Below are 19,850 nucleotides of genomic sequence, written 5' to 3' on the forward strand. Positions count from 1 at the left end.
CGCCCCGTTTGAGGAGAGTGTAACGAGAGAAGAATGGCGAGGCACTTGGGCCAAGGGACTACGCCGACCCCGCCAGAGTCACCTCCGTCTCGATCAGAGCCGCCAGGCGCTCCAGGTTGCGCTCCCCCTTACCGATCAATACCAGCATTGCAGGCTTGTCTCCCTGCTGGACGGTCAGACGAGCCTGACCCGGGGTCCACTGCAGTAGCTGCGCGATTTCCGGCGCATCCCGGCTCCTGAGGAATCCCTTCGCTCTCAGCAGTACCGGACGCGCCGCGTCGAGCAGCAGCAGCAGGCGCTCGCAGTCCAGCGGCCCCGACAAGCCAACCGAACGAGTCACCAGTTCCGTTCCGGCATCGACCGGGAAGCTGGGCCCCCCAACCGCCGTTGCGCCAGCTCGCGGGGCGCCGCTGTCTTCCAAGGGTTCGAGCCATTGCAACCTGGCGCCTGAGTTCCATTCAGTGATACGCCGTATCTCTTCCTGACAGGCGGCGTTCGTCATGGCCTGCCAGCGATTGATCAGCATGTCATCGATGTCGCCGAGCTGTGCCGCAACGATATCGCTTACGCTAGCGTCGCGAAGCAGGTTGTCGAGCGCGGACAGGTCCACCAGCAGCTCGACCCTATCCAGGCGGTAGCCGCCGGCAGCATCGAACAGCTGCATCAGAGGGCGCGGACGGGCGACGCCACTCGCCTCGAATACCAGTTGCCGTGGCGGACGCTGCCAGCGCCTGACGCCGCTGAGCTGGGCCGAGAGATTGCCGGAGATTCCACAGCAGGCACAGCCATTGCTCAGCCGCAGCACACCTCCTTCGCTCGACTCGATCAGCTCGGCGTCGATGTTCAGGCTGCCGAAGTCATTGACCAGGAACAGGGCATCGTGGAGTTCGCCGCGACGAATCAGCGTATTGATGCGTGTCGTCTTGCCACTGCCGAGGAAGCCGCACAGCAGGTGCACCGCAATGCCCGGCACGACCTGACCGCTCACCGCGTGGGCACTCCTGCCAGCAGGGTGGCGTGCACCTTCACTGCAGAGAGCGGCAGTGCAGGGTCGAGTGGGTCGTTATCGAGCACTGCCACGTCGGCCCACTTGCCCGGCTCGAGACTGCCGATGCAATGGTCCATGTGCAGCGTGCGGGCTGCCCCCAGGGTGATCGCTTCCAGGGCCCGGGCTCGGCTGATGGTCTCGGCAGTGCCCAGTATGTCGCCGGATGCGGTCTGTCGCGTGTGCGCACAATGCGCGGTGAACAACGGCGAAAGCGGCGTCACCGGCGCATCGCAATGAATGCCGAAGGTGATACCCAGCCGGTCGGCGCTAGCCGTGGGCTCGAGACGCTGGCAGCGGTCGAAGCCGAGCGTGCGGGTACGGTGAATGTCCCCCCAGTAGTAGATATGGTTGGCGAAGATGTTCAGGCAGGCGCCCAGCGCCCTGGCGCGGTAGAGCTGGTTCTGACGGATCAGTTGGACATGCTGCAAGGTGTGGCGATGGTCCGGCCTCGGCCACAGGGTCAGAGCCTCTTCCAGCGCATCGAGAATGATCTCGACCGCTTCATCGCCGTTGGTGTGAATATGCAACTGCAGACCGGCCTGGTGGTAATGCTGCACCATGTGATGGAAGGTTTCGGGCGGTGCGTTCCAGACCCCGTTTCCTTCCACCTCCAGGTAGCCGGGCCACATCAGTCGTGCAGTGAAGTTCTGGATGGCGCCGTCGGTAACGAGCTTGACGATGCCGAAGCGCAGTTTGTCATGATTGCTCTGCATGGCCAGCCTGACCCGCTCGCTGCCCGCCTCCGGTTCCCAGGCCAGGGCATTGAGGGCCGGCACCAGGCGCACCGGAAAATCGTCGGCCACTGTCGTCTCGCGCATGGCTTCGATGGCGCTTTCGCTCAGCGGATTGAGCAGATCGGTGATGGTGGTAATGCCCTCACGCCTTGCGGCACGTGCATACTGCTTCAGGGCGTGCGGCCTGCTCGCTTCTTCGAAGAGGTCGATGCCGTAAAGGTCGAAGACCAGATGCATGGCCGGCATCTCCTGCAACTCGCCGCTACACTCACCGGCCCCGTTGCGCACGATGCCATCGACCCGCTTCGAAGCAATCTCGGCAGCGCGTATCACGGCTGAATTGACCGTCATGACGTGCAGGCTCGCATGCATGACGACGATGGGCACCTCGCTGCTGACCGCATCGAGAAGCCGTTTGTCGAGTCGGGTTCCGGCAAAATAGATCGGGTCGAAACCCCAGGCTATCAGGGGCTGGCCGGAGGGATGCCGCTGCAGATTCTCGGCCAGGCGCTGCTGGATCGACTCGGCGTCGCGCACGCCAGGCCATTGCTGCCCATCGGGCGCCACCTTGTCGAACCAGCCCAGATAGAGGTAATCCCAGATCACGCCCTCTAGAGCGTGGCTGTGACCTTCGACAAAGCCAGGCATCAATACCTTATCAGCGAAGCGCTCGTCGACGACGACATCCCCGAACGCCCTGATCTCGTCGAGCGGCGCCAAGCTCAGCACACGGCCGTCCTTGACGGCCAGACAGCCGCCGCTCGGCTGTGATGGATTCATGGTATGAATGTGCCGCGCGGGATAGACGGTAATGGCCATACGAATCCTTGTCGTTGCAGTCGGTCGTGCACCGGCTGGCGGCGCAACGGTGAATGGCGCGGCTCTCGGGCTTCAGCGCGGCAGGCGCCGCTCCACCATCCGCGCCATGATGCTGGCACCGACCGGCAGAATGCCGTCGTCGAGGACGTAGCCGGGATTGTGCAGGGGAATCGAACCCGCATGCCCCACCCAGCAGTAGGCACCGGGCACCACCTGGAGCATATCGGCGAAATCCTCGCTGCCGGTGACCAGCCTATCGACCAGCTCGGCCTGGCCATCGCCGACGACCTCTCTCGCCGCGTCGAGATAGGCCTGCGAGCACTTGGGATCATTGACGAGAACGTTGAAGATATTGCGCAGCTCGACGCTGATGCTGACGTCATGAGCCTGCTCCAGCCCACGACAGAGCCGGTGGATACGTTCATGCACCTGCTCGCAGAGGCTGTCGTCGAAATAGCGGATCGTGCCCGCCAGCGTGGCGGTTTCGGGGATGACATTGTAGGCGGAGCCGGCATGGAACTGTGTGACCGAGAGCACCAGCGGGCTGGTGGGCGGCGCATTGCGGCTGACTACCGCCTGAAGTTGCTGCACCAGTTGCGTGGCGATGACGATGGGATCCTCGGACTGATGCGGCATGGCGGCATGACTGCCCACGCCCTTCACCTTGATGTCGAAAAAGGTGGCACCCGCCATCGCCGGGCCGGGCGTGATCGTCACCTGGCCCGGTTCGCTTAGCGGATCGTTGTGCAGACCATAGACCTCGTCGCAGGGGAAACGCTTGAAAAGTCCTTCGGCCAGCATCCGCCTCGCCCCACCCAGCCCCTCTTCGGCCGGTTGGAAGATCAGGATCACGGTACCTGAGAAGTTGCGTGTCTCGGCCAGGTAACGCGCCGCTCCAAGCAGGATCGTGGTATGACCGTCATGGCCGCAGGCGTGCATCCGACCGGCCTGGCGCGAGGCGTAAGGCAGACCGGAGGCTTCCTCGATGGGCAAGGCATCCATATCCGCCCGCAGACCAATGCAACCTCCCTCACCCTGCCCCTTGAGCACCCCCACCACGCCGGTAACGGCGATGTCGGTATGCACCTCATCGACTCCCCAGCTGCGCAGTTTCTCCGCCACGATTCCTGCCGTGCGCGACTCCTCGAAGCCGAGTTCGGGGTGCGCGTGAAGGTCGTGACGGATGGCGACCAATTCCTCTTCATATTCGGCGATCCGCGACAGTACGGGCATGTCTCACCTCTTGGTCATGACAGTCAAGCTGTCTCGAGTTCACGGAAATTGGCAAAGTCCCAGTGCCGTCCCGGGGCAGCATTGATCAGCTGCTGCGTGTATTCGTGGCGCGGCGCTGAAAGCACCGCTGCGGCCGGCCCCTGCTCGACGATGGCGCCGTGCTGCATCACGATCACGTCATCGCAGATCTGCGCGGCCACCCGCAGGTCATGGGTGATGAACAGAATGGCCACGCCCAGCTTCTGCTGGATATCGCCAAGCAGCTTCAGCACCTGGGCCTGGACCGACACATCCAGCGCCGATACCGCCTCGTCAGCCACCAATACGTCGGGGCGCATCATGATCGCGCGCGCGATGGCGATGCGCTGTCGCTGCCCTCCGGAAAACTGATGCGGGTAGCGATGCAGCGAGTCACGGGGCAGCCCGACCAGTTCGATCATTTCTTCGGCGCGAGCAAACGACTCGGAATAGCGCATGCCATAGTTGAGCGGCCCCTCCGTCAGGCTCATGGCAATGGTCCAGCGCGGGTTCAGCGAGCGAAACGGGTCCTGAAAGACGACTTGAAAGTGCTTGCGATGCGGACGCAGCGCCCGGCGCGACAGACGGGCGATCTCGATGCCGGCGACCCGGACCTCCCCTTCCGTGGGATCGACCAGGCGCATGATGCAGCGGGCGACAGTCGACTTGCCCGAACCGCTCTCGCCGACGATGCCCAACGTCCTCCCACGCACCACGCTGAAGTCGATGTCCCGCGCCGCCAGCGTACCGGGACGTCGCAAGAACCAGCCATTGCCGCCGTACACCTTGCGCATGCCGCGCACTTCAAGCACTTCCTGCTGCCTGCTCTCGGCGCGCACGTGGCGCGGCACCAGGCTCGGCACGGAGCTCAGCAGCGTGCGGGTATAGTCCTCGCGGGGTCGACGCAGCAACGACTCGACGGGGGCCTGTTCGACGATCCTGCCGTGCTGCATCACGTGCACGGTATGGGCCACTTCGGCAACCACGCCCATGTCGTGGGTAATGAACAGTACCGCCGTACCATGCCTTTCCTGCAGTTCGGCGATCAGCGACAGGATCTGGGCCTGGGTGGTGACGTCCAGCGCGGTGGTCGGCTCGTCGGCGATCAGCAGCTTGGGCTCCAGCACCAGCGCCATGGCGATCATGATGCGCTGGCGCTGGCCGCCGGAAAGCTGATGGGGATAGGAGCGATAGATCCGCGGCACCTCGGGCAGGTGCACCTGCTCCATGATCTCGAGCACCCTGGCCTTGCAGTCGCCGGCAGACATATCGGTATGGGTCTTGAGCACTTCGGCGATCTGCTCGCCCACCCGCATCACGGGGTTGAGGGCCGTCATCGGCTCCTGGAAGATCATCGCAATGCGCTGTGCCCGGATCCGGCGCATCTGGGAGGGCGTCAACCTCAGCAGGTCGTTGCCATCCAGCACGATTTCGCCGCCGGTCACTTCCAGCGAGCCCTTTTGCAATAGCCCCATCACGGCCAGCGAGGTGACCGACTTGCCCGAGCCGCTCTCGCCGACCAGGCAGGCGGTTTCGCCCTCGCGCACGTCCAGGCTGATCGCATCCAGCACCTTGGTCGTCTCACCGGACAGCCCCACCGACAGCTGGCGGATGCTCAGCACCACTGGCGCAGCACTCAGGTCCGCTGTCTTGAACTGCATCTCAGGCCTCCCGTTTCTTGAGTCGGGGATCGAGCATGTCACGCGCCGTGTCGCCCAGCAGATTGATGGAGAGGATGCACAGCGACAGCACCGCTCCTGTCCAGAAGATCAGCCCGGGATTGACCTGGAAGTAGGTGCGGCCCTCCGCCATGATGTTGCCCCAGGTGGGGATCTCGGTACTGACTCCGGCCCCAAGGAACGACAGCAGGGCTTCGGTCAGGATCGCCGAGGCGCAAATGTAGGTGCCCTGAACAATCAACGCAGGCAGGGTGTTGGGCATCAGGTGTTTCCAGAGGATCCCGAACATGCCACTACCCAGCGCGATCGCTGCCTCTACGTAAGGCTCTTCGCGTGCCCCCAGCACCACCGAACGCACCAGCCGCACTACCCGCGGTACCTCCGGAATGGTGATGGCAACGATCACCGACCACACACTCGGTCCGTTGAGCGCCACCAGGGCGATGGCCAGCAGGATGGCGGGAATCGCCATCAGGCTGTCCATGATGCGCATGATGATGGCATCGGCGATGCGAAAGAAGCCCGATACCAGGCCGATGAGCAAGCCGACCAGCACGCTGAAAACAGCCGCTCCGACACCGATCAGCAGCGACACCCTGCCGCCGATCATGATGCGGCTGAAAAGATCGCGACCGTACTGGTCGGTGCCCAGCAGGTGGTCGGCAGTGGCCGGTTGCAGGCGGTTCAGTGAGTTCATCTGCATGGGGTCGTAGGGTACATAGAGCGGCGCCAACAGCGCCGATAACACGATCACCAACAGCACAACAGCTGCGATGATGGGCCCAGCGCCGATCCGCCAGCGCCTGGGCAGGGATAACGCTCCGAGCAGCGCCTGCATCGCCGAGGCGGGTTGCGTTGCATGAGCCATCAGTAACGAATCCTCGGGTCGATGAGCGTATAGGAGATATCGATGACGAGATTCACCAGCACGTAGAGACCCGCCGTGAGCAGGATCATGGCCTGGATGACCGGATAGTCGCGAGCGAGGATGGCGTCCACGGTCAGCCGGCCCACGCCGGGGATGTTGAACACACTCTCCGTGACCACCACACCGGCAATCAGCAAGGCGAAGCCGGTGCCGATGATGGTCATGATCGGCACCGCGGCGTTGCGCAGGGCGTGACGGAACAACACCACGTTCTCGCGCAGCCCCTTGGCCCGGGCGGTGCGCACGTAGTCCTCACCCAGCACATCGAGCATGCTTGCCCGGGTCATCCTCGCAATCAGAGCGACATAGATGGTGGCCAGGGTGAATGCCGGCAGCACCGCTCGCTGCAGGAAGCCCACAAAATCCCGCGACGGCGCCATATAACCCTGCACGGGGAACCAGCGCAGCTCGATGGCAAAGATCTGGATGAAGACGTAGCCGATGACGAATACCGGTACGGAAAAACCCAGCACCGAGAAGGTCATCACCGCATAATCGACCCAGCTGCGGTGCCGCCACGCGGCGATCACGCCCATGGGGATGGCGATGAGCACGGAGAGCGTAATGGTCAGTACGGCGATGTTGAGGGTCGGCCAGATGCGCTGGCCAATCATGGTGCTGACCGGTGTCTTGGAAATCAGCGAAACGCCCAGATCGCCCCGGAACATCTGGGTCACCCAGCCGATGAACTGGGTGTGCAGGGGTTCGTTGAGTCCCAGGTTTTCGCGGATCCGGTCGAGCTGAGCGGGCGTGGCCGAATCGCCGGCCAGGATAGCCGCGGGATCGCCGGGCGTTAGCCTGAGCATCAGGAACACGAACAGCGCCACGATGACCATGACCGGTACGACCGCCAGCACCCGCCTGATGATATAACCCAACATGCTCACTCTCCTTCGCGTCGTGTGCGCAATCGACGAAGGTATGGCGACGGCAGGCATGCGCCCGCCGCCACCTGCCGTTCACTGCTTCTGAACGTTCCAGAACACGGGTACCGGCGAGGGAATCATGTCGGTGAGATTGTCGCGTCGCGCCTGGGGCATGTTGTACTGGCCAAGGGGGATATAGATGACTTCGTCCAGGGTATGCGCCTGCAGCTTGCGCGCCACCTCCTGTTGCTCCTCGAGGCTTTCGGCGGCAATGAACTCGGCACGCAACTCCTCCAGGCGTTCGTCCTCGGGCCAACCGAACCAGCCCTCCTCCCCGCGGCCATTGAGCATCACGCTGATCAGCGGCGAGGTGATCTCGGGAACCATCCAGTTGGTGAAGAAGATATTCCAGCCCCCATCGTCCGGGGCCGACATGCTGGCGCGACGATTGACCAGGGTTTGCCAGTCCATGGGCTGCATGTCGACCTCGAAGCCGGCATTACGCAGCGCTTGCGCAGCCACCACCGGCTGGGCGGTCAGGCTGCTGACGTCGGTCGGCTGCATGAGTACGACGGGGGTGCCGTCGTAGCCGGCCTCTTCCAGCAGCTGGCGAGCCCCTTCGGGGTCGCCGCCGCCGGTCAGGGTTTCGGATCCCGTGTCATCGGCCAACGGCGTGTTACAGCCGAAAATGGCGCCGCACACCTCGTAGTGTTCGGGGTCGCCCATCATCGCTGCCAGCACGTCTTCCTGATTGAGCGCCATCAGCGCCGCCTGGCGAATCTGCTTGTCGTCGAAGGGGGGGTGCTTGAAATTGAGCCGCCCCATGGTCTGATAACCGTACGGATCGCGAGTCTCGACCACCACATCGGGGTTGGATTCGAGTATCGGCAGCAGGTCGACCTGCACCTGTTCGATATAGTCGATCTCGCCGGCCGAGAGTGCGTTCACTGCGGTCTGCGCATCGGGCATCGTCGTCCACACGACACGCTCCACGTTCACCACCTTGCCCCCCGCCATCCAGCTCGGTTCCTCCTCGCGGGGCACGTAATCCTCGAAGCGCTCATAGGTGACGGAAACGCCGGGCTCGTACTCCTCCTCGACGAAGCGGAAAGGCCCCGAACCGATGTGCTCGCTGATCGAGCTGTCCGCTGAGGTCTCGGCGATGCGCGCCGGCATGATGAAGGGCGGCACGGCCGACTGCTTGGCCAGCACTTCGACGAGAGGCGCGAAGGGTTCCGACAGGGTCCAGGTAACGGTTCGGTCATCGCTCGCCTCGAGGCTCTCGGTCACGTCGAAAATCAACTGGCCACCCGAGTCGCGCTCTCCCCAGCGCTGCAGCGAGGCCACTACGTCCGCTGCCGTTACCGGCTCGCCGTCGTGGAACGTCAGACCCTCGCGCAGCCGAAAGGTGTAGACGAGCCCATCGTCGGACACCTCCCAATCAGCCATCTGAGGCTGGGGGTTGAACTCCTCGTCCGACGCCAGCAGCACGTCATAGATCATGTAGCCGTGGTTGCGGGTGATATGCGCCGTGGTGATGATCGGGTCCAGCACACGCAGGCCCGAATGCATGACGGCGGTAATGGTATCGGCATCGGTCTGCGCCATGGCTGGCAGCGACAAGGCACCGACCATCGCCACGGCCAGCCCCCCTTGCCACTTCGCGATCTTGGCACCCGCGTTCGTTGGTATCGGTTTGCTCATTTTTCGTCCTTCCTCTTGTGCGTTGTTATAGGAGTACTTTGCCAGTGCCCGATGACCTGCCGGCGCCTATTCGGGAGGTTGGAAGCTTCTGCCCAGCGGGCTCAGGCGCATACCCGGTGCCAAACGGCGCCAGGCAAGATCCGCAGGGCTGAAGGGCATTGGGCCCGGTGCCTTGCAGATGAGGATCTTCGCGGCAATCGGTGCAAAATCGGCACGAAAGTGAGTCGAGCTCTTGACCACCAGAAGGCTCGCTTCCTCGGGAATTATGCCCACGAAGCGAAACATCTCCCGGTCGGCCATCTGGGCCTTATGCGAGGTGACCACAACGCGCACATCACCGATGCGCAGGCAGGCGGATGGCCCCAGGTCCAGTCGCGCGCCGCCGTAGAAATCGCCGCTGGCCAGCAGCCGGCCGTCGGAAAGTCGCTCAATTTGCGCGGTGACCGGAAAGGGGCTATCCCCGGGAATGCCGGACGTGCCACCCAGGGCCACCTCGATCATGGCGCCCTCGCCCGCCCGATGTGCGCTCGCCGCGGCGTCAGGGTCGACCAGCAGGCCCAGCGCGGCCCCCTGGGCGTGGGCCTCGACCAAGGCACGCAGCATACCGGTGGTATTGGAATCGCCCCCCGCCCCGGGGTTGTCCTGGGTATCGGCCAGCACGATCGGGCCGCGGCTTCCCTCGCTCAATAGCCGCTGCGCCTCGGCGATGCCTTCTGCCGCCGTGTAGACGCACCCAGCGAAGTCCGCTTCAGCCTGGGCATAGGCCTGCGCAATGCGGTCCGCTGCCCGTTGCGCAGCCGCTTGCGAACGGGCATAGGCAACCACGGAGGGGCCGCACTCAGGGAAGTCGGCGGCGGGGAAGCCCATGAACAGCGAAACGCTGAGCACCTCGTCCTGCTCCTGCGTCGTCAGCAGACGGTAGAGGCCCGCAGCCGGCTCGAGGTCGGTGGTCTGCCAGGGAATAGGGACCAGATAGTCGAGCCGGTGAAAAGCCTTGGTCAGCGGCATCTCGGTGCGCATCAGCTCACCTAGGGCACGAGCCGTACGCCGGCCGGTCTCGGCCATGTCGACGTGAGGGTAGGTACGAAACCCCACCAGCACATCGGCCTTCTCCACCATGCGCGCAGTGATGTTGCCATGCAGGTCCAGGCAGGCGGCGATGGGTACCTCGGGGCCAACCAATTCGCGAACGCGGGCAAGCAGTTCACCCTCGCCGTCGTCGAGGTGTTCGCAAACCATGGCGCCATGCAGATCCAGCAGCACGCCATCGAGCCGCCCCGCCTGGTCCAGGCACTGCAGCAGCCTTTCGACGATGCGCTCGTAGGCTTCGCGTGTGACATGGGCGGAAGGGATAGCACCGGCCCATGACAACGGCAGCAGCTCCCAGCCCAATGCCTGAGCCTCGGCCACCGCCCCCGAAACGCCGAGATTGATGCCACGGCAGGCCGTCAGCAGCGCCTCGCCGCAAGCCATGGGCATGTAGCCGCCGCCTTGAACGAAATCCGCATAGGTCGCCCTGGTGGGAGCAAAGGTATTGGTTTCATGGAGAAATCCGCCGATCGCAACACGAAGCGTCATTATTGTTCGCTCTCCCTACCACGCGATGCGTAGCTGTGCACTCGGCATCACGACGAGTGCATGCTCGACGTAGCCACTGCCAGCTTGCCGCAAACGAATCGATGGCGTGCTGAATCGCTGAAGAAGCCATTGCATCGCATGGCAATACATCTGTATTGTTTCTTATCGTTACTAGCAAGCTAGTCGGACATGCCGATTGGCGCAAATAGGGATATTTCAGGAAGGCAAATGCGAGACGTCTTGAAATCGGTGCCCGGCGACAGGATCCTCACCGAGGCGCAACGCAGCGAACCGCTGTTCGTCCAATCCATTGCGCGTGCCATGCAGGTGCTATCGGCGTTTCATGGCGCTGACGGCGCCCTGAGTCTGGCCGCTATTGCCAAGGCGGCCGACATCGACCGCAGCGCTGCCCAGCGCATCGTGCATACGCTGAGACAGCTGGGTTACCTAAGACTCGACAAGGACGGGCGCGGCTTCCTGCCGGATATCCGCATACTCGACCATGCATTGGACTATCTCAGCCTGAATCCCATTGTTCGCCATGCCACGCCAGTGCTGCTCGAGCTGAGACGAAACGCCCAGGAACGGGTCGACCTGAGCCTTTTCGACGACACGCGCGTCGTCTATGCGGCAAGGATGCAGAGCAAGCGGGAGACCTTCTTCGCCACCCTGGTGGGTCATAGCGTACCGACCTATTGCAGCTCGGGGGGACGTGCCATCCTGTCGAAGCTGGACGACAACGAGGTGAAGGACATCATCGACCGCTCCGACCGGACACCATTGACCCAGCGCACCCTTACCGACCCCGAGCAGATCCTGCGCAAGGTTCACGAAGCAAGAGAACAGGGCTTTGCTCTCGCCCGGGAAGAGATACTCATCGGGGAGATCGCGCTGGGGGTTCCGATCATGGGGCGTGACGGACGACCCTGCGGTGCGATACATATTGCAGGATCACTGAGCGATTGGCAGGAAGAGGCGTTTCGCAATCGCTTCTTCCCGCTGGCCGCCGAGGCCGCCCTGGCCGTATCGCGTTTCTGAACGCTATACCATCCAGCAGAGCTCAGCCCGACTTGAACATGTCATCGCCGATCTGGTCGATGAAGCGCTGCGCCTTGCTCACCATCAATTGGTCGCAGGCCTCGCGACCCGGCACCAAGTCAGAGCGCTCAAAGCGATGCTCGAGGGTTTCGCCATCGCTGCCTGGCTTGCGAATCCAGCCGCTTACGCGGAACTGGCCGCCCTGTTCGGCAGGCTCCGAGACGATCTGGTAGCCGTTGTACTCCACCGGCTCGGCGGCCTTGGCATTGCCCGGCTTGGCCTCACCAGAGCCGAACAGACCACTCAAGAATTTCTTCAGCATGTTCTTCCCCTACGACACGAACTTTCCAAACGAGAGCGCCGGCCATGGGGCCGGCGCGTCTCGGAGTAAATCGACAGGCGATCAGCTCTGCTGGCGGCCTTTGCCGGCCGCAATGCGCAGGCGCAGGGCGTTGAGCTTGATGAAGCCCTCGGCGTCCTTCTGATTGTAGGCGCCGGCATCGTCCTCGAAGGTGGCGATCGACTCGTCGAACAGCGACTGCTCGGACTTGCGCCCCACCACGGTGGCACTGCCCTTGTAGAGCTTCATGCGCACCACGCCGTTGACGTTCTTCTGGGTCTCGTCGATGGCGGCTTGCAGCATGCGGCGCTCGGGGCTCCACCAGTAGCCGTTGTAGATTACCTTGGCGTACTTGGGCATCAGCTCGTCCTTCAGGTGAGCCTCTTCGCGATCCAGGGTGATCGACTCGATGGCGCGGTGGGCACGCAGCATGATGGTGCCTCCCGGGGTCTCGTAGCAGCCGCGGGACTTCATGCCCACATAGCGGTTCTCGACGATGTCGAGACGGCCGATGCCGTTGTCGCCGCCCAGCTTGTTGAGGGTCTCGAGCACCTCGTGGGGTTTCATTGCCTTGCCGTCGACGGCAACGATGTCACCGCGGTCGAAGGTCAGTTCGACGTAGGTGGCCTCGTCCGGCGCCGCCTCGGGCGACACGCTCCAGCGCCACATGTCCTCCTCGGCCTCGGCCCACGGATCCTCGAGAATACCGCCTTCGTAGGAGATGTGTAGCAGGTTGGCGTCCATGGAATACGGCGACTTCTTCTTGCTCTTTGAGAAGTCGACGGGAATGTCGTGCTGCTCGCAATAGGCCATCAGCTTTTCGCGCGAGGTCAGGTCCCACTCGCGCCACGGTGCGATCACCTTGACCCCGGGCTTGAGCGCGTAGGCGCCCATCTCGAAGCGCACCTGGTCGTTGCCCTTGCCGGTGGCACCGTGGGAGATGGCATCGGCCCCGGTTTCGTTGGCGATCTCGATCAGGCGCTTGGCGATCAGCGGACGGGCGATGGAGGTACCCAGCAGATACTCGCCTTCATAGATGGTGTTGGCACGGAACATCGGGTAGACGTAGTCGCGCACGAATTCTTCACGCAGATCCTCGATGTAGATCTCCTTGACGCCGAGGGCCTGAGCCTTGGTGCGCGCCGGCTCGACTTCCTCGCCCTGACCGATGTCGGCGGTAAAGGTCACCACCTCGCAGTGGTAGGTTTCCTGTAACCACTTGACGATGACGGACGTGTCCAGGCCGCCGGAATAGGCAAGCACGACCTTCTTGACATCGGACATTGGAGGCTCCTCTCAGGTAAACGTCACAAGGCGAGCAGTATAGCGTGGCTGCCGTCCGGCGAATACCGGCGGCGGGACGAGTCGCGGTCAAACTGTTAGACTTTTTGCAAAACGAGAGCGCGACCCGGCTGCGCTTGCCGCAGCCGAGCCGGCGCCCCTATGCAAGACCTATGCAAGAAGGGATATGCAATGAGGGAGAAGCACGCTATGAGGAGAGGCGCATGAGCGAGGCGATTGCCCGCGAGATGATGGCCCAGCGATTCCGCAGCTTCTTGCCCGTGGTGGTGGACCTTGAAACCGGCGGATTCAACCCCGAGCGTGACGCCATACTCGAGATCGCCGCCGTGACGTTGACAATGGATTCCGAAGGCAACCTGATGCCCGAGGCAACCTACGCCTACCACGTCCAGCCCTTCTCGGGGGCCAACGTGGAACAGTCGGCGCTGGATTTCACCGGTATCAAGCTCGACGACCCGCTACGTCAGCGCATCGCGCTCAGCGAGGCGGAAGCGCTGGGTGAGATCTTCCGCCCGGTGCGCAAGGCGATCAAGTCACATGGCTGCACCCGAGCGGTTCTGGTCGGGCACAATGCCGCCTTCGACCATGGTTTCCTTAATGCCGCCGTGAATCGCTGCGGGATCAAGCGCAACCCCTTCCACCCCTTCTCCAGCTTCGATACCGCCAGCCTGTCGGGGCTGATCTACGGCCAGACGGTATTGGCCCGGGCCTGTCGGGCCGCGGGCATTCCGTTCGACAATCAGGAGGCGCACTCGGCACGCTACGACACCGAGCGCACTGCCGAACTCTTCTGCGCCATCGTCAACCGCTACAAGGACCTGGGCGGCTGGGCGCTGGCACAACGAGAGCAGGGCCTCGAAGAGCTGTGAGGCCCTGCTGGACTCATCGCGTACGGCACGGGATCAGCGGCTGGTGTCCTGCTCCCAACCGGCGGGCATGTCGAGATCGTCCTCGCCGTCGGCCGCCCCGCCGACCCCCGGCTTGTCGATGATCTGCACCGTGCTGGCTTGCAACCCCTCCTCGCCCTCTTCGGGCTCGAAGCGCACCCGGGTGCCCACGGTCAGCCGGTCGAAGTCATGGTGCAGCACGGAATTCTTGTGGAAGTAGAACTCTTCTCCGCTCAGGCTCTTGATGAAGCCGTAGCCGTCCGTTTCGAATAGACGCACTACCGTCGCCACCGGCGGGATCGGCTCGTCATGATAGCGCTGCTTGACCTTGCCATCACGCTTGGCCGTCTGCTTTTTCAGCTGCTTCTCCATGGCTTCGAAAGCGCCACGGATGATGGGGCGCAGCTGGATCTGGGGGTCGGTAACCTTGTCGCTCTTTTCGGCCACCAGTTCGCCCTTGGCGGGCAAGTTGACTTCGACCAGTGCACGGTAGGGGTTGCCCGTGCGATGCGGATTCTGGGTCTGTTCGATGACCACGCGACAGGAAACGATATCGCGGTTGAAATGCTCGAGCTTGGCGACGCGCGATCTCACGTAATCGTCGATCCACTCGGAGCGGGAGACGTGTTGATAATTGATTTCCAATGGTGTCTGCATGCTACCTCCCTGGTTAGCGAACCCTTGGGCATCCTTTACCGCCCTCTTGTTCAGCGTGGTAGCAGGAGAAGGCGATTTCAATCGGGCCAGTGGCACATTTGGTTACCCTGCGTAAGTACTAATTTTCTGGTACGAGACGGCAAAAGGCCCGCAGGGTAAGATCCCCGCGGGCCTTCTTGCCGCACTGCACGAATCGGACTCAGGCGTCGCCGCCCTGCTCCTCGTCGGCCTTGGCACGAGCCGCCGCTTCCTTGACCAGCTTCTCCAACTCACCGTTCTGGTACATCTCGGTGACGATATCGCAACCGCCGACCAGCTCGCCTTCGACCCACAGCTGTGGGAAGGTCGGCCAGTTGGCATACTTGGGCAGTTCGGCGCGAATGTCCGGATTGTCCAGGACGTTGACGAAGGCAAAGCGCTCGCCACAGGACATCAGGGCCTGCACGGTCTGGGCGGAGAAACCGCATTGCGGCAGTTGAGGCGTGCCCTTCATGTAGATCAGGATCGGGTTTTCACCGATCTGGCGCTGAATGTTCTCGATGGTAGTGCTCATATGCGCTCCCTGTTGGATCGTAGGTGCCGAGGGCGTCGGACGGAATACCTGAGCGCGACGCTCAGCCTTTACTCATGCCCTCATTCTACTGATGACGAGCGCATTGCGCATCCCCCGTGGGCTGGCTAGGATGGGGGTTTTTTCGCGCGGAGAGATCGCCATGGCGACACGCCATTTCCTGACCCTGTTGGACCTGAGCCCCGAAGAGCTCCACTACCTGATCCAACGCGCCATCACGATCAAGAACCGCCTGCGCGCCCAGGGGCCGACCTACGCCCCGTTCACCAATCGCACGCTGGCGATGATCTTCGAGAAATCCTCGACACGCACACGGGTCTCGTTCGAGACGGCCATGGCTCAGTTCGGCGGTCACGCACTTTTTCTCTCCGCGCGGGACACCCAGCTCGGTCGCGGCGAGCCGATCGGGGATACCGCACGCGTACTCTCTGAGATGGTCGACATCGTGATGATCCGGACCTTCTCTCACGCCGGCCTGGAGACCTTTGCCGCCGCCAGCGGCGTGCCGGTGATCAATGCGCTGACCGACGACTACCACCCCTGCCAATTGCTTGCCGATGTGATGACCTGGACCGAGCTGCGCGGCAGCGTACGCGGGCGCACCGCGGTCTGGATCGGCGATGGCAACAACATGTGTCACTCGTGGATCAACGCCGCCCGCCAGTTCGACTTCCAATTGCATATCTGCTGCCCCGAGGGTTACGAACCCCGCCAGGACATCATGGATGCCGCCGGCGACCGGATCGTCCTGCTGCGCGACCCGAGCGAAGCCGTCGTCGATGCCGACCTGGTAACGACCGACGTCTGGGCCTCGATGGGCCAGGAGGAGGAGCAGGCCAAGCGCGAAGCGGATTTCGCCGATTTCCAGGTTACCGAGACCATGCTGGACCGGGCCAAGTCAGACGTGCTGTTCCTGCATTGCCTGCCGGCCCACCGCGGCGAGGAGATCAGCGAGACGCTGCTCGACGACCCACGCGCCGTGGTCTGGCAGGAAGCCGGCAATCGCCTGCACGCCCAGAAGGCACTGATCGAGTTCCTTCTGCTGGGCCGAGTCGACCACTGAACCAGGCCGCCGATCCTGCGATCGGCGAGAATTCCTTGCGCCGAGGACGCCACTTTCCACGATGATGCCAGCGTCGGCGACTGCGCAGGCAGCCGTCAGCCCTCGGCAAGAGGCTGCCGTAGCATCAGCTCGACGCGCCGATTGGAGGCGCGGCCCTGCACAGTCGCATTGCTCTCCAGCGGACGAGTCTCGGCGTAGCCCACGGCACGGAGTCTTTCCGCACCAAGCCCGAGTTCGGTCAGGTAGCGCAACACCGCGATAGCGCGGGCCGAAGAGAGCTCCCAGTTGGAAGGAAAACGCGTCGTGGCGATCGGAATGTCGTCGGTATGCCCCTCGACGGAGATCTCCCCATCGAAAGATTGCAGGATCTCGAGCAGATGCCCGAGCACCTCACGTCCCTGCCCGGTCAGCGCCGCCTGCCCGCTGGCGAACAGCAGGTTGTCGTCGATGCGCAGGGTGATGCCCTGTTGCCCCTCGGCCACGCTGACGCCTTCGATGTCGAGCCCTGCGAAGCGTGGCTGCAAGCCGTCGTGGCGAGGCTTGAGCCCGCTCGAGGCGACCAGACGCGCCGCTGCCTCGGCCTGTGGCGTGATGATCTGGCTCGCCGTGCCGCCTTGTCGTTCGCCATGGGGAGTCAGCCCGTTGCCCGACAGCGATAGCAACAGCACGAACAGCGTGATAAGCAGCGTCAGCACATCGAGGTAGCTCACCAGCCACCCTTCGCCGTCGACCTCGGGGGAGGCCAGCGGATGCAGCATGTCGCGCGTGCTGCGATCAAGCATTCTGCTCTTCTCCTCCCGGGACTGAGCGGGGGACGACCTCAGGATCGCGAATCTCGTCGTGGTAATTGGCGACAAAGGAGTGCAGCGTTTCCTCGATGAAGGAAGGCAGGCGCCGCTTGGTGATCAGAGAAATCCCCTCCAGCACCATGTTCATGGCGATCAGGCGCTCCTCGGTACGCCGTTCCAGCTTCACCGCGATCGGCTTGAACACCAGGTTGGCGAGCAGGATGCCGTAGAAGGTGGTCAACAGTGCGACGGCCATACGCGGTCCGATGACATGCAGGTCGCCAGACTCCATCACCTCGAGCATATTGACGAGCCCCACCAGCGTACCGATCATGCCGAAAGCCGGGGCGTAGGTCGCCATGGTGCGAAAGATCTGGGCTTCGGCGTGCTCGCGCGCCTTGAGCCGGGCAATGCGCCAGCGCAGCAGATCGAAGATCTCTTCTTCCTTGGTGTTCGCTATTACCAGCTGAATGCCGGTGCGCAGGAAGGGGTTGCGCGCCTTCTCCAGCGCTCGCTCCACGGCCCGCACATCGCCCTTGAACCACAGCCGGGAAATATCCACCAGCTCCTTGATGTCGTCGCGGGTATAGGTGTTCTCGCGGCGGAAGACCAGCCCCACCAGGCGTACCACACGCAGCACTTCCTTGAGCGGATAGCTAATGAAGGTCGCCGCCATGGTGCCGGCCAGCACGATGGCAAGCCCAGGCAAGTTGATGAAGCTCTGGGGTGACTCGGCGGTGAAGAACAGCACGCTAACCAACAGGACGACGCTGGCAAACATACCGATAAGGGTTGAGGGATTCATTCGGGCTCCTGGTGATACGGGGCGTCGAGTCTCGCCTCGCAGTAGGCCGCTCGGGGCGGAAACATGCGTAGGCTAACAGGGTTATCGGCGGCCGGGACGCGACACTTTAGTCGTGCCTGACAGACGCCGGACGTTAGTTGATCCAGATCAACCAATACGAGGCTTTACCTCGCAAATCGAGAGCGACCGAGCGCTCAAGTTCCTGAGTATATTGCCGATACGTAGATAAGCGCCTGAGCCAAGCGCAGCAAGACGACAACGTCCTGACATGGGCCGTACCATGATAGCCGCTCGGGCTATTCGTGTTCACCATGGCCTTCCAGCCGATCGTCGACCTCGCCCGTCCCGGCCTCGAACGCTTGACGCCGGGCCTGGAGCCGGCACTCGATACGCTGCATCAGGCATTGTGAAGCGTACCCGGCCACCCCGGCACGTTACTCAGAAAAAATCATTCGGCAAAGAGCCACAGAGGGTGCGTCGACACCCAGCAGGGAGCCAAACCGCATGTCAGAGCAAGTCGATCACGATCCTTGTACCGTCGCCCTACATCCGATCCATGACGCCAGCCATCATCACGTCGCGGATCGCCTAGTGTACCGCCATGATGGCGCTGCGGAAGTCGAGGACATCATGGCCGCCACCGCCCGGGCATTGACCAGCGCCATCTACGAACTCGGCGATGGGGGGCTGCTCGGCGATAGGTCGCTGTTCGTCGATTTGCCGCTCGAGTGGCTCGACCGCCCGGAGCTGCTGCCGACCCCGGCGCCACGCCTGGCTCTCGGTATTGCCGATGCACGCACCGTAGACCTGGCCCTGCTGACGCGGCTGGACGACATCCGCGAACGCGGGTATCGGGTCATCGCCCCCAGCCAACTGGTCAAACAGGATCACGAAGCGATGCTGGGACGCGTCGACATCATCCTGCTCGACTCGCCGAACGACTTCGACGACGCCACTCTCGAGAGGCTGCCGGCACGCAACATCAAGTTGCTGGTCGAGAACATCGGCAACCGCGAAGAACTGGCAAGCTTCCAGGCGATGGGCTGCGATTATTACCATGGACGCTACCTGGCCAAGCCCAGCTTCATCACTTCCCCGCCGCGCGGCCGCCACGGCAACCGTGCCGCTCAGCTTCGCCTGATTCGTGCGCTCTACGAAGACAATAGCGACCTCAACCGCATGCACGAACTGGTCGTTCAGGTGCCCCACCTGCACGTGGCGATACTGCGGCGTGCCAACTCCAACTACTTCAACCGCGGCGGCAAGGTGGTCGACCTGCATCGTGCCGTACAGATACTCGGCCTGCTGGAGCTGCGCCGATTGATTCTGACCCTGACTCTGGCCAGTCTCCAGCCCTCGTCGCGCATCATTCTTCGCATGGCGCTGATTCGCGCTTTCATGTGCCGCAACCTGGCCGCCCCCTTTCCCACGCTCGATCCCGAGGATGCCTTCACCACCGGACTGTTCTCGATGATGGACGCGCTGCTCGAGGAGGACCGCAGCACGCTGCTGGAGCATCTTCCGCTGGGCCTGGCGATCATACGGGCGCTGAAGTTTCGCGAAGGCCCGCTGGGGGCCGTGCTGACGCTTTGCGAGAACCATGAACGGCAAGTCGAAGAAGCGATCGACGAGGTACCCGCCGACCAACTCCACAACTGTTACATGGCGGCGCTGGGGAGCACCAAGGGGTTGATGTCCGACCTTTGACACACATCGTGTGGGACGGGAGCGACACAGCCGTCACGGGAACGATGTTGGCCAGCTCCGGTAGCATTCGAAGGGAGAGGGGCTC

Annotated in this window: 18 protein-coding genes; 4 read left to right on the forward strand and 14 right to left on the reverse strand. The window is 63.1% G+C overall.

Annotated features, from left to right (window positions below):
- Positions 1–58 precede the first annotated feature (58 nt).
- The 8 genes from CYJ07_RS11220 to CYJ07_RS11255 all read right to left on the reverse strand — a co-directional run bounded on the left by CYJ07_RS11220 (position 59) and on the right by CYJ07_RS11255 (position 10,607).
- Positions 59–988: a CobW family GTP-binding protein gene (locus CYJ07_RS11220; RefSeq protein WP_104203786.1), complete on the reverse strand. Its 930-nt coding sequence runs from the start codon at positions 986–988 to the stop codon at positions 59–61.
- Positions 985–2,601: an amidohydrolase gene (locus CYJ07_RS11225; RefSeq protein WP_104203787.1), complete on the reverse strand. Its 1,617-nt coding sequence runs from the start codon at positions 2,599–2,601 to the stop codon at positions 985–987. The genes CYJ07_RS11220 and CYJ07_RS11225 overlap by 4 nt, the downstream gene beginning before the upstream one ends.
- Before the next feature lie 72 nt (positions 2,602–2,673).
- Entirely contained in the window at positions 2,674–3,834 is a 1,161-nt protein-coding gene (locus CYJ07_RS11230) for a M20 aminoacylase family protein (RefSeq protein ID WP_104203788.1), read from the reverse strand.
- Positions 3,835–3,857: 23 nt separating this feature from the next.
- Positions 3,858–5,513, reverse strand: a complete 1,656-nt coding sequence (locus CYJ07_RS11235) for an ABC transporter ATP-binding protein (protein WP_104203789.1) — start codon at positions 5,511–5,513, stop codon at positions 3,858–3,860.
- Position 5,514: 1 nt separating this feature from the next.
- A complete protein-coding gene (locus tag CYJ07_RS11240) occupies positions 5,515–6,399 on the reverse strand; it encodes an ABC transporter permease (RefSeq protein ID WP_104203790.1) in 885 nt (294 codons plus the stop codon).
- Positions 6,399–7,340, reverse strand: coding sequence for an ABC transporter permease (locus tag CYJ07_RS11245; protein ID WP_104203791.1), 942 nt, complete (start codon positions 7,338–7,340; stop codon positions 6,399–6,401). Before CYJ07_RS11245 ends, CYJ07_RS11240 begins: the two co-directional genes overlap by 1 nt.
- Positions 7,341–7,418: 78 nt before the next feature.
- Entirely contained in the window at positions 7,419–9,029 is a 1,611-nt protein-coding gene (locus tag CYJ07_RS11250) for an ABC transporter substrate-binding protein (RefSeq protein WP_104203792.1), read from the reverse strand.
- Between the two features lie 66 nt (positions 9,030–9,095).
- Positions 9,096–10,607, reverse strand: a complete 1,512-nt coding sequence (locus CYJ07_RS11255) for a M81 family metallopeptidase (protein ID WP_104203793.1) — start codon at positions 10,605–10,607, stop codon at positions 9,096–9,098.
- Positions 10,608–10,835: 228 nt separating this feature from the next.
- On the opposite strand from CYJ07_RS11255, the gene CYJ07_RS11260 reads away from it, so the two are divergent.
- Positions 10,836–11,645 (forward strand): IclR family transcriptional regulator, encoded by an 810-nt coding sequence (locus CYJ07_RS11260; RefSeq protein WP_104203794.1) that lies wholly within the window; start codon positions 10,836–10,838, stop codon positions 11,643–11,645.
- A gap of 22 nt (positions 11,646–11,667) precedes the next feature.
- Here CYJ07_RS11260 and CYJ07_RS11265 read toward each other — a convergent pair whose 3' ends face one another.
- Positions 11,668–11,967 (reverse strand): HlyU family transcriptional regulator, encoded by a 300-nt coding sequence (locus CYJ07_RS11265; RefSeq protein WP_104203795.1) that lies wholly within the window; start codon positions 11,965–11,967, stop codon positions 11,668–11,670.
- Between the two features lie 81 nt (positions 11,968–12,048).
- Positions 12,049–13,269, reverse strand: a complete 1,221-nt coding sequence (locus tag CYJ07_RS11270) for an argininosuccinate synthase (RefSeq protein WP_104203796.1) — start codon at positions 13,267–13,269, stop codon at positions 12,049–12,051.
- Positions 13,270–13,490: 221 nt separating this feature from the next.
- Between CYJ07_RS11270 and rnt the strand changes: the two genes are divergently transcribed.
- Positions 13,491–14,156 (forward strand): ribonuclease T, encoded by a 666-nt coding sequence (rnt, locus tag CYJ07_RS11275; RefSeq protein WP_104203797.1) that lies wholly within the window; start codon positions 13,491–13,493, stop codon positions 14,154–14,156.
- Positions 14,157–14,189: 33 nt separating this feature from the next.
- Here rnt and CYJ07_RS11280 read toward each other — a convergent pair whose 3' ends face one another.
- A complete protein-coding gene (locus tag CYJ07_RS11280; RefSeq protein ID WP_197038326.1) occupies positions 14,190–14,831 on the reverse strand; it encodes an HPF/RaiA family ribosome-associated protein in 642 nt (213 codons plus the stop codon).
- 199 nt (positions 14,832–15,030) lie between these two features.
- Positions 15,031–15,384, reverse strand: a complete 354-nt coding sequence (locus tag CYJ07_RS11285; RefSeq protein ID WP_104203798.1) for a Grx4 family monothiol glutaredoxin — start codon at positions 15,382–15,384, stop codon at positions 15,031–15,033.
- 160 nt (positions 15,385–15,544) lie between these two features.
- On the opposite strand from CYJ07_RS11285, the gene argF reads away from it, so the two are divergent.
- Positions 15,545–16,465: an ornithine carbamoyltransferase gene (argF, locus tag CYJ07_RS11290; protein WP_104203824.1), complete on the forward strand. Its 921-nt coding sequence runs from the start codon at positions 15,545–15,547 to the stop codon at positions 16,463–16,465.
- A gap of 95 nt (positions 16,466–16,560) precedes the next feature.
- On the opposite strand, the gene CYJ07_RS11295 is transcribed toward argF, so the two are convergent.
- Complete coding sequence (locus CYJ07_RS11295) at positions 16,561–17,247, reverse strand: OmpA/MotB family protein (RefSeq protein ID WP_104203799.1); 687 nt, start codon at positions 17,245–17,247, stop codon at positions 16,561–16,563.
- Positions 17,240–18,058 carry a motility protein A gene (locus tag CYJ07_RS11300; RefSeq protein ID WP_104203800.1) on the reverse strand — a complete coding sequence of 273 codons (819 nt, stop codon included), beginning with the start codon at positions 18,056–18,058 and terminating at the stop codon, positions 17,240–17,242. Before CYJ07_RS11300 ends, CYJ07_RS11295 begins: the two co-directional genes overlap by 8 nt.
- A gap of 504 nt (positions 18,059–18,562) precedes the next feature.
- On the opposite strand from CYJ07_RS11300, the gene CYJ07_RS11305 reads away from it, so the two are divergent.
- Positions 18,563–19,765, forward strand: a complete 1,203-nt coding sequence (locus CYJ07_RS11305; RefSeq protein ID WP_104203801.1) for an EAL and HDOD domain-containing protein — start codon at positions 18,563–18,565, stop codon at positions 19,763–19,765.
- Positions 19,766–19,850 lie beyond the last annotated feature (85 nt).

Source organism: Billgrantia saliphila, from assembly GCF_002930105.1.
In the GTDB taxonomy this organism is placed as follows: Bacteria; Pseudomonadota; Gammaproteobacteria; order Pseudomonadales; family Halomonadaceae; genus Halomonas; species Halomonas saliphila.

What these genes read in the sequence shown, in the direction of transcription:
- CYJ07_RS11225 (WP_104203787.1), bottom strand. Translation starts at nt 2,601, where the DNA reads ATGGCCATTACCGTCTATCCCGCGCGGCACATTCATACCATGAATCCA.
- CYJ07_RS11230 (WP_104203788.1), bottom strand. Translation starts at nt 3,834, where the DNA reads ATGCCCGTACTGTCGCGGATCGCCGAATATGAAGAGGAATTGGTCGCC.
- CYJ07_RS11235 (WP_104203789.1), bottom strand. Translation starts at nt 5,513, where the DNA reads ATGCAGTTCAAGACAGCGGACCTGAGTGCTGCGCCAGTGGTGCTGAGC.
- CYJ07_RS11240 (WP_104203790.1), bottom strand. Translation starts at nt 6,399, where the DNA reads ATGGCTCATGCAACGCAACCCGCCTCGGCGATGCAGGCGCTGCTCGGA.
- CYJ07_RS11245 (WP_104203791.1), bottom strand. Translation starts at nt 7,340, where the DNA reads ATGTTGGGTTATATCATCAGGCGGGTGCTGGCGGTCGTACCGGTCATG.
- CYJ07_RS11250 (WP_104203792.1), bottom strand. Translation starts at nt 9,029, where the DNA reads ATGAGCAAACCGATACCAACGAACGCGGGTGCCAAGATCGCGAAGTGG.
- CYJ07_RS11255 (WP_104203793.1), bottom strand. Translation starts at nt 10,607, where the DNA reads ATGACGCTTCGTGTTGCGATCGGCGGATTTCTCCATGAAACCAATACC.
- CYJ07_RS11260 (WP_104203794.1), top strand. Translation starts at nt 10,836, where the DNA reads ATGCGAGACGTCTTGAAATCGGTGCCCGGCGACAGGATCCTCACCGAG.
- CYJ07_RS11265 (WP_104203795.1), bottom strand. Translation starts at nt 11,967, where the DNA reads ATGCTGAAGAAATTCTTGAGTGGTCTGTTCGGCTCTGGTGAGGCCAAG.
- CYJ07_RS11270 (WP_104203796.1), bottom strand. Translation starts at nt 13,269, where the DNA reads ATGTCCGATGTCAAGAAGGTCGTGCTTGCCTATTCCGGCGGCCTGGAC.
- rnt (WP_104203797.1), top strand. Translation starts at nt 13,491, where the DNA reads ATGAGCGAGGCGATTGCCCGCGAGATGATGGCCCAGCGATTCCGCAGC.
- CYJ07_RS11280 (WP_197038326.1), bottom strand. Translation starts at nt 14,831, where the DNA reads ATGCAGACACCATTGGAAATCAATTATCAACACGTCTCCCGCTCCGAG.
- CYJ07_RS11285 (WP_104203798.1), bottom strand. Translation starts at nt 15,384, where the DNA reads ATGAGCACTACCATCGAGAACATTCAGCGCCAGATCGGTGAAAACCCG.
- argF (WP_104203824.1), top strand. Translation starts at nt 15,545, where the DNA reads ATGGCGACACGCCATTTCCTGACCCTGTTGGACCTGAGCCCCGAAGAG.
- CYJ07_RS11295 (WP_104203799.1), bottom strand. Translation starts at nt 17,247, where the DNA reads ATGCTTGATCGCAGCACGCGCGACATGCTGCATCCGCTGGCCTCCCCC.
- CYJ07_RS11300 (WP_104203800.1), bottom strand. Translation starts at nt 18,058, where the DNA reads ATGAATCCCTCAACCCTTATCGGTATGTTTGCCAGCGTCGTCCTGTTG.
- CYJ07_RS11305 (WP_104203801.1), top strand. Translation starts at nt 18,563, where the DNA reads ATGTCAGAGCAAGTCGATCACGATCCTTGTACCGTCGCCCTACATCCG.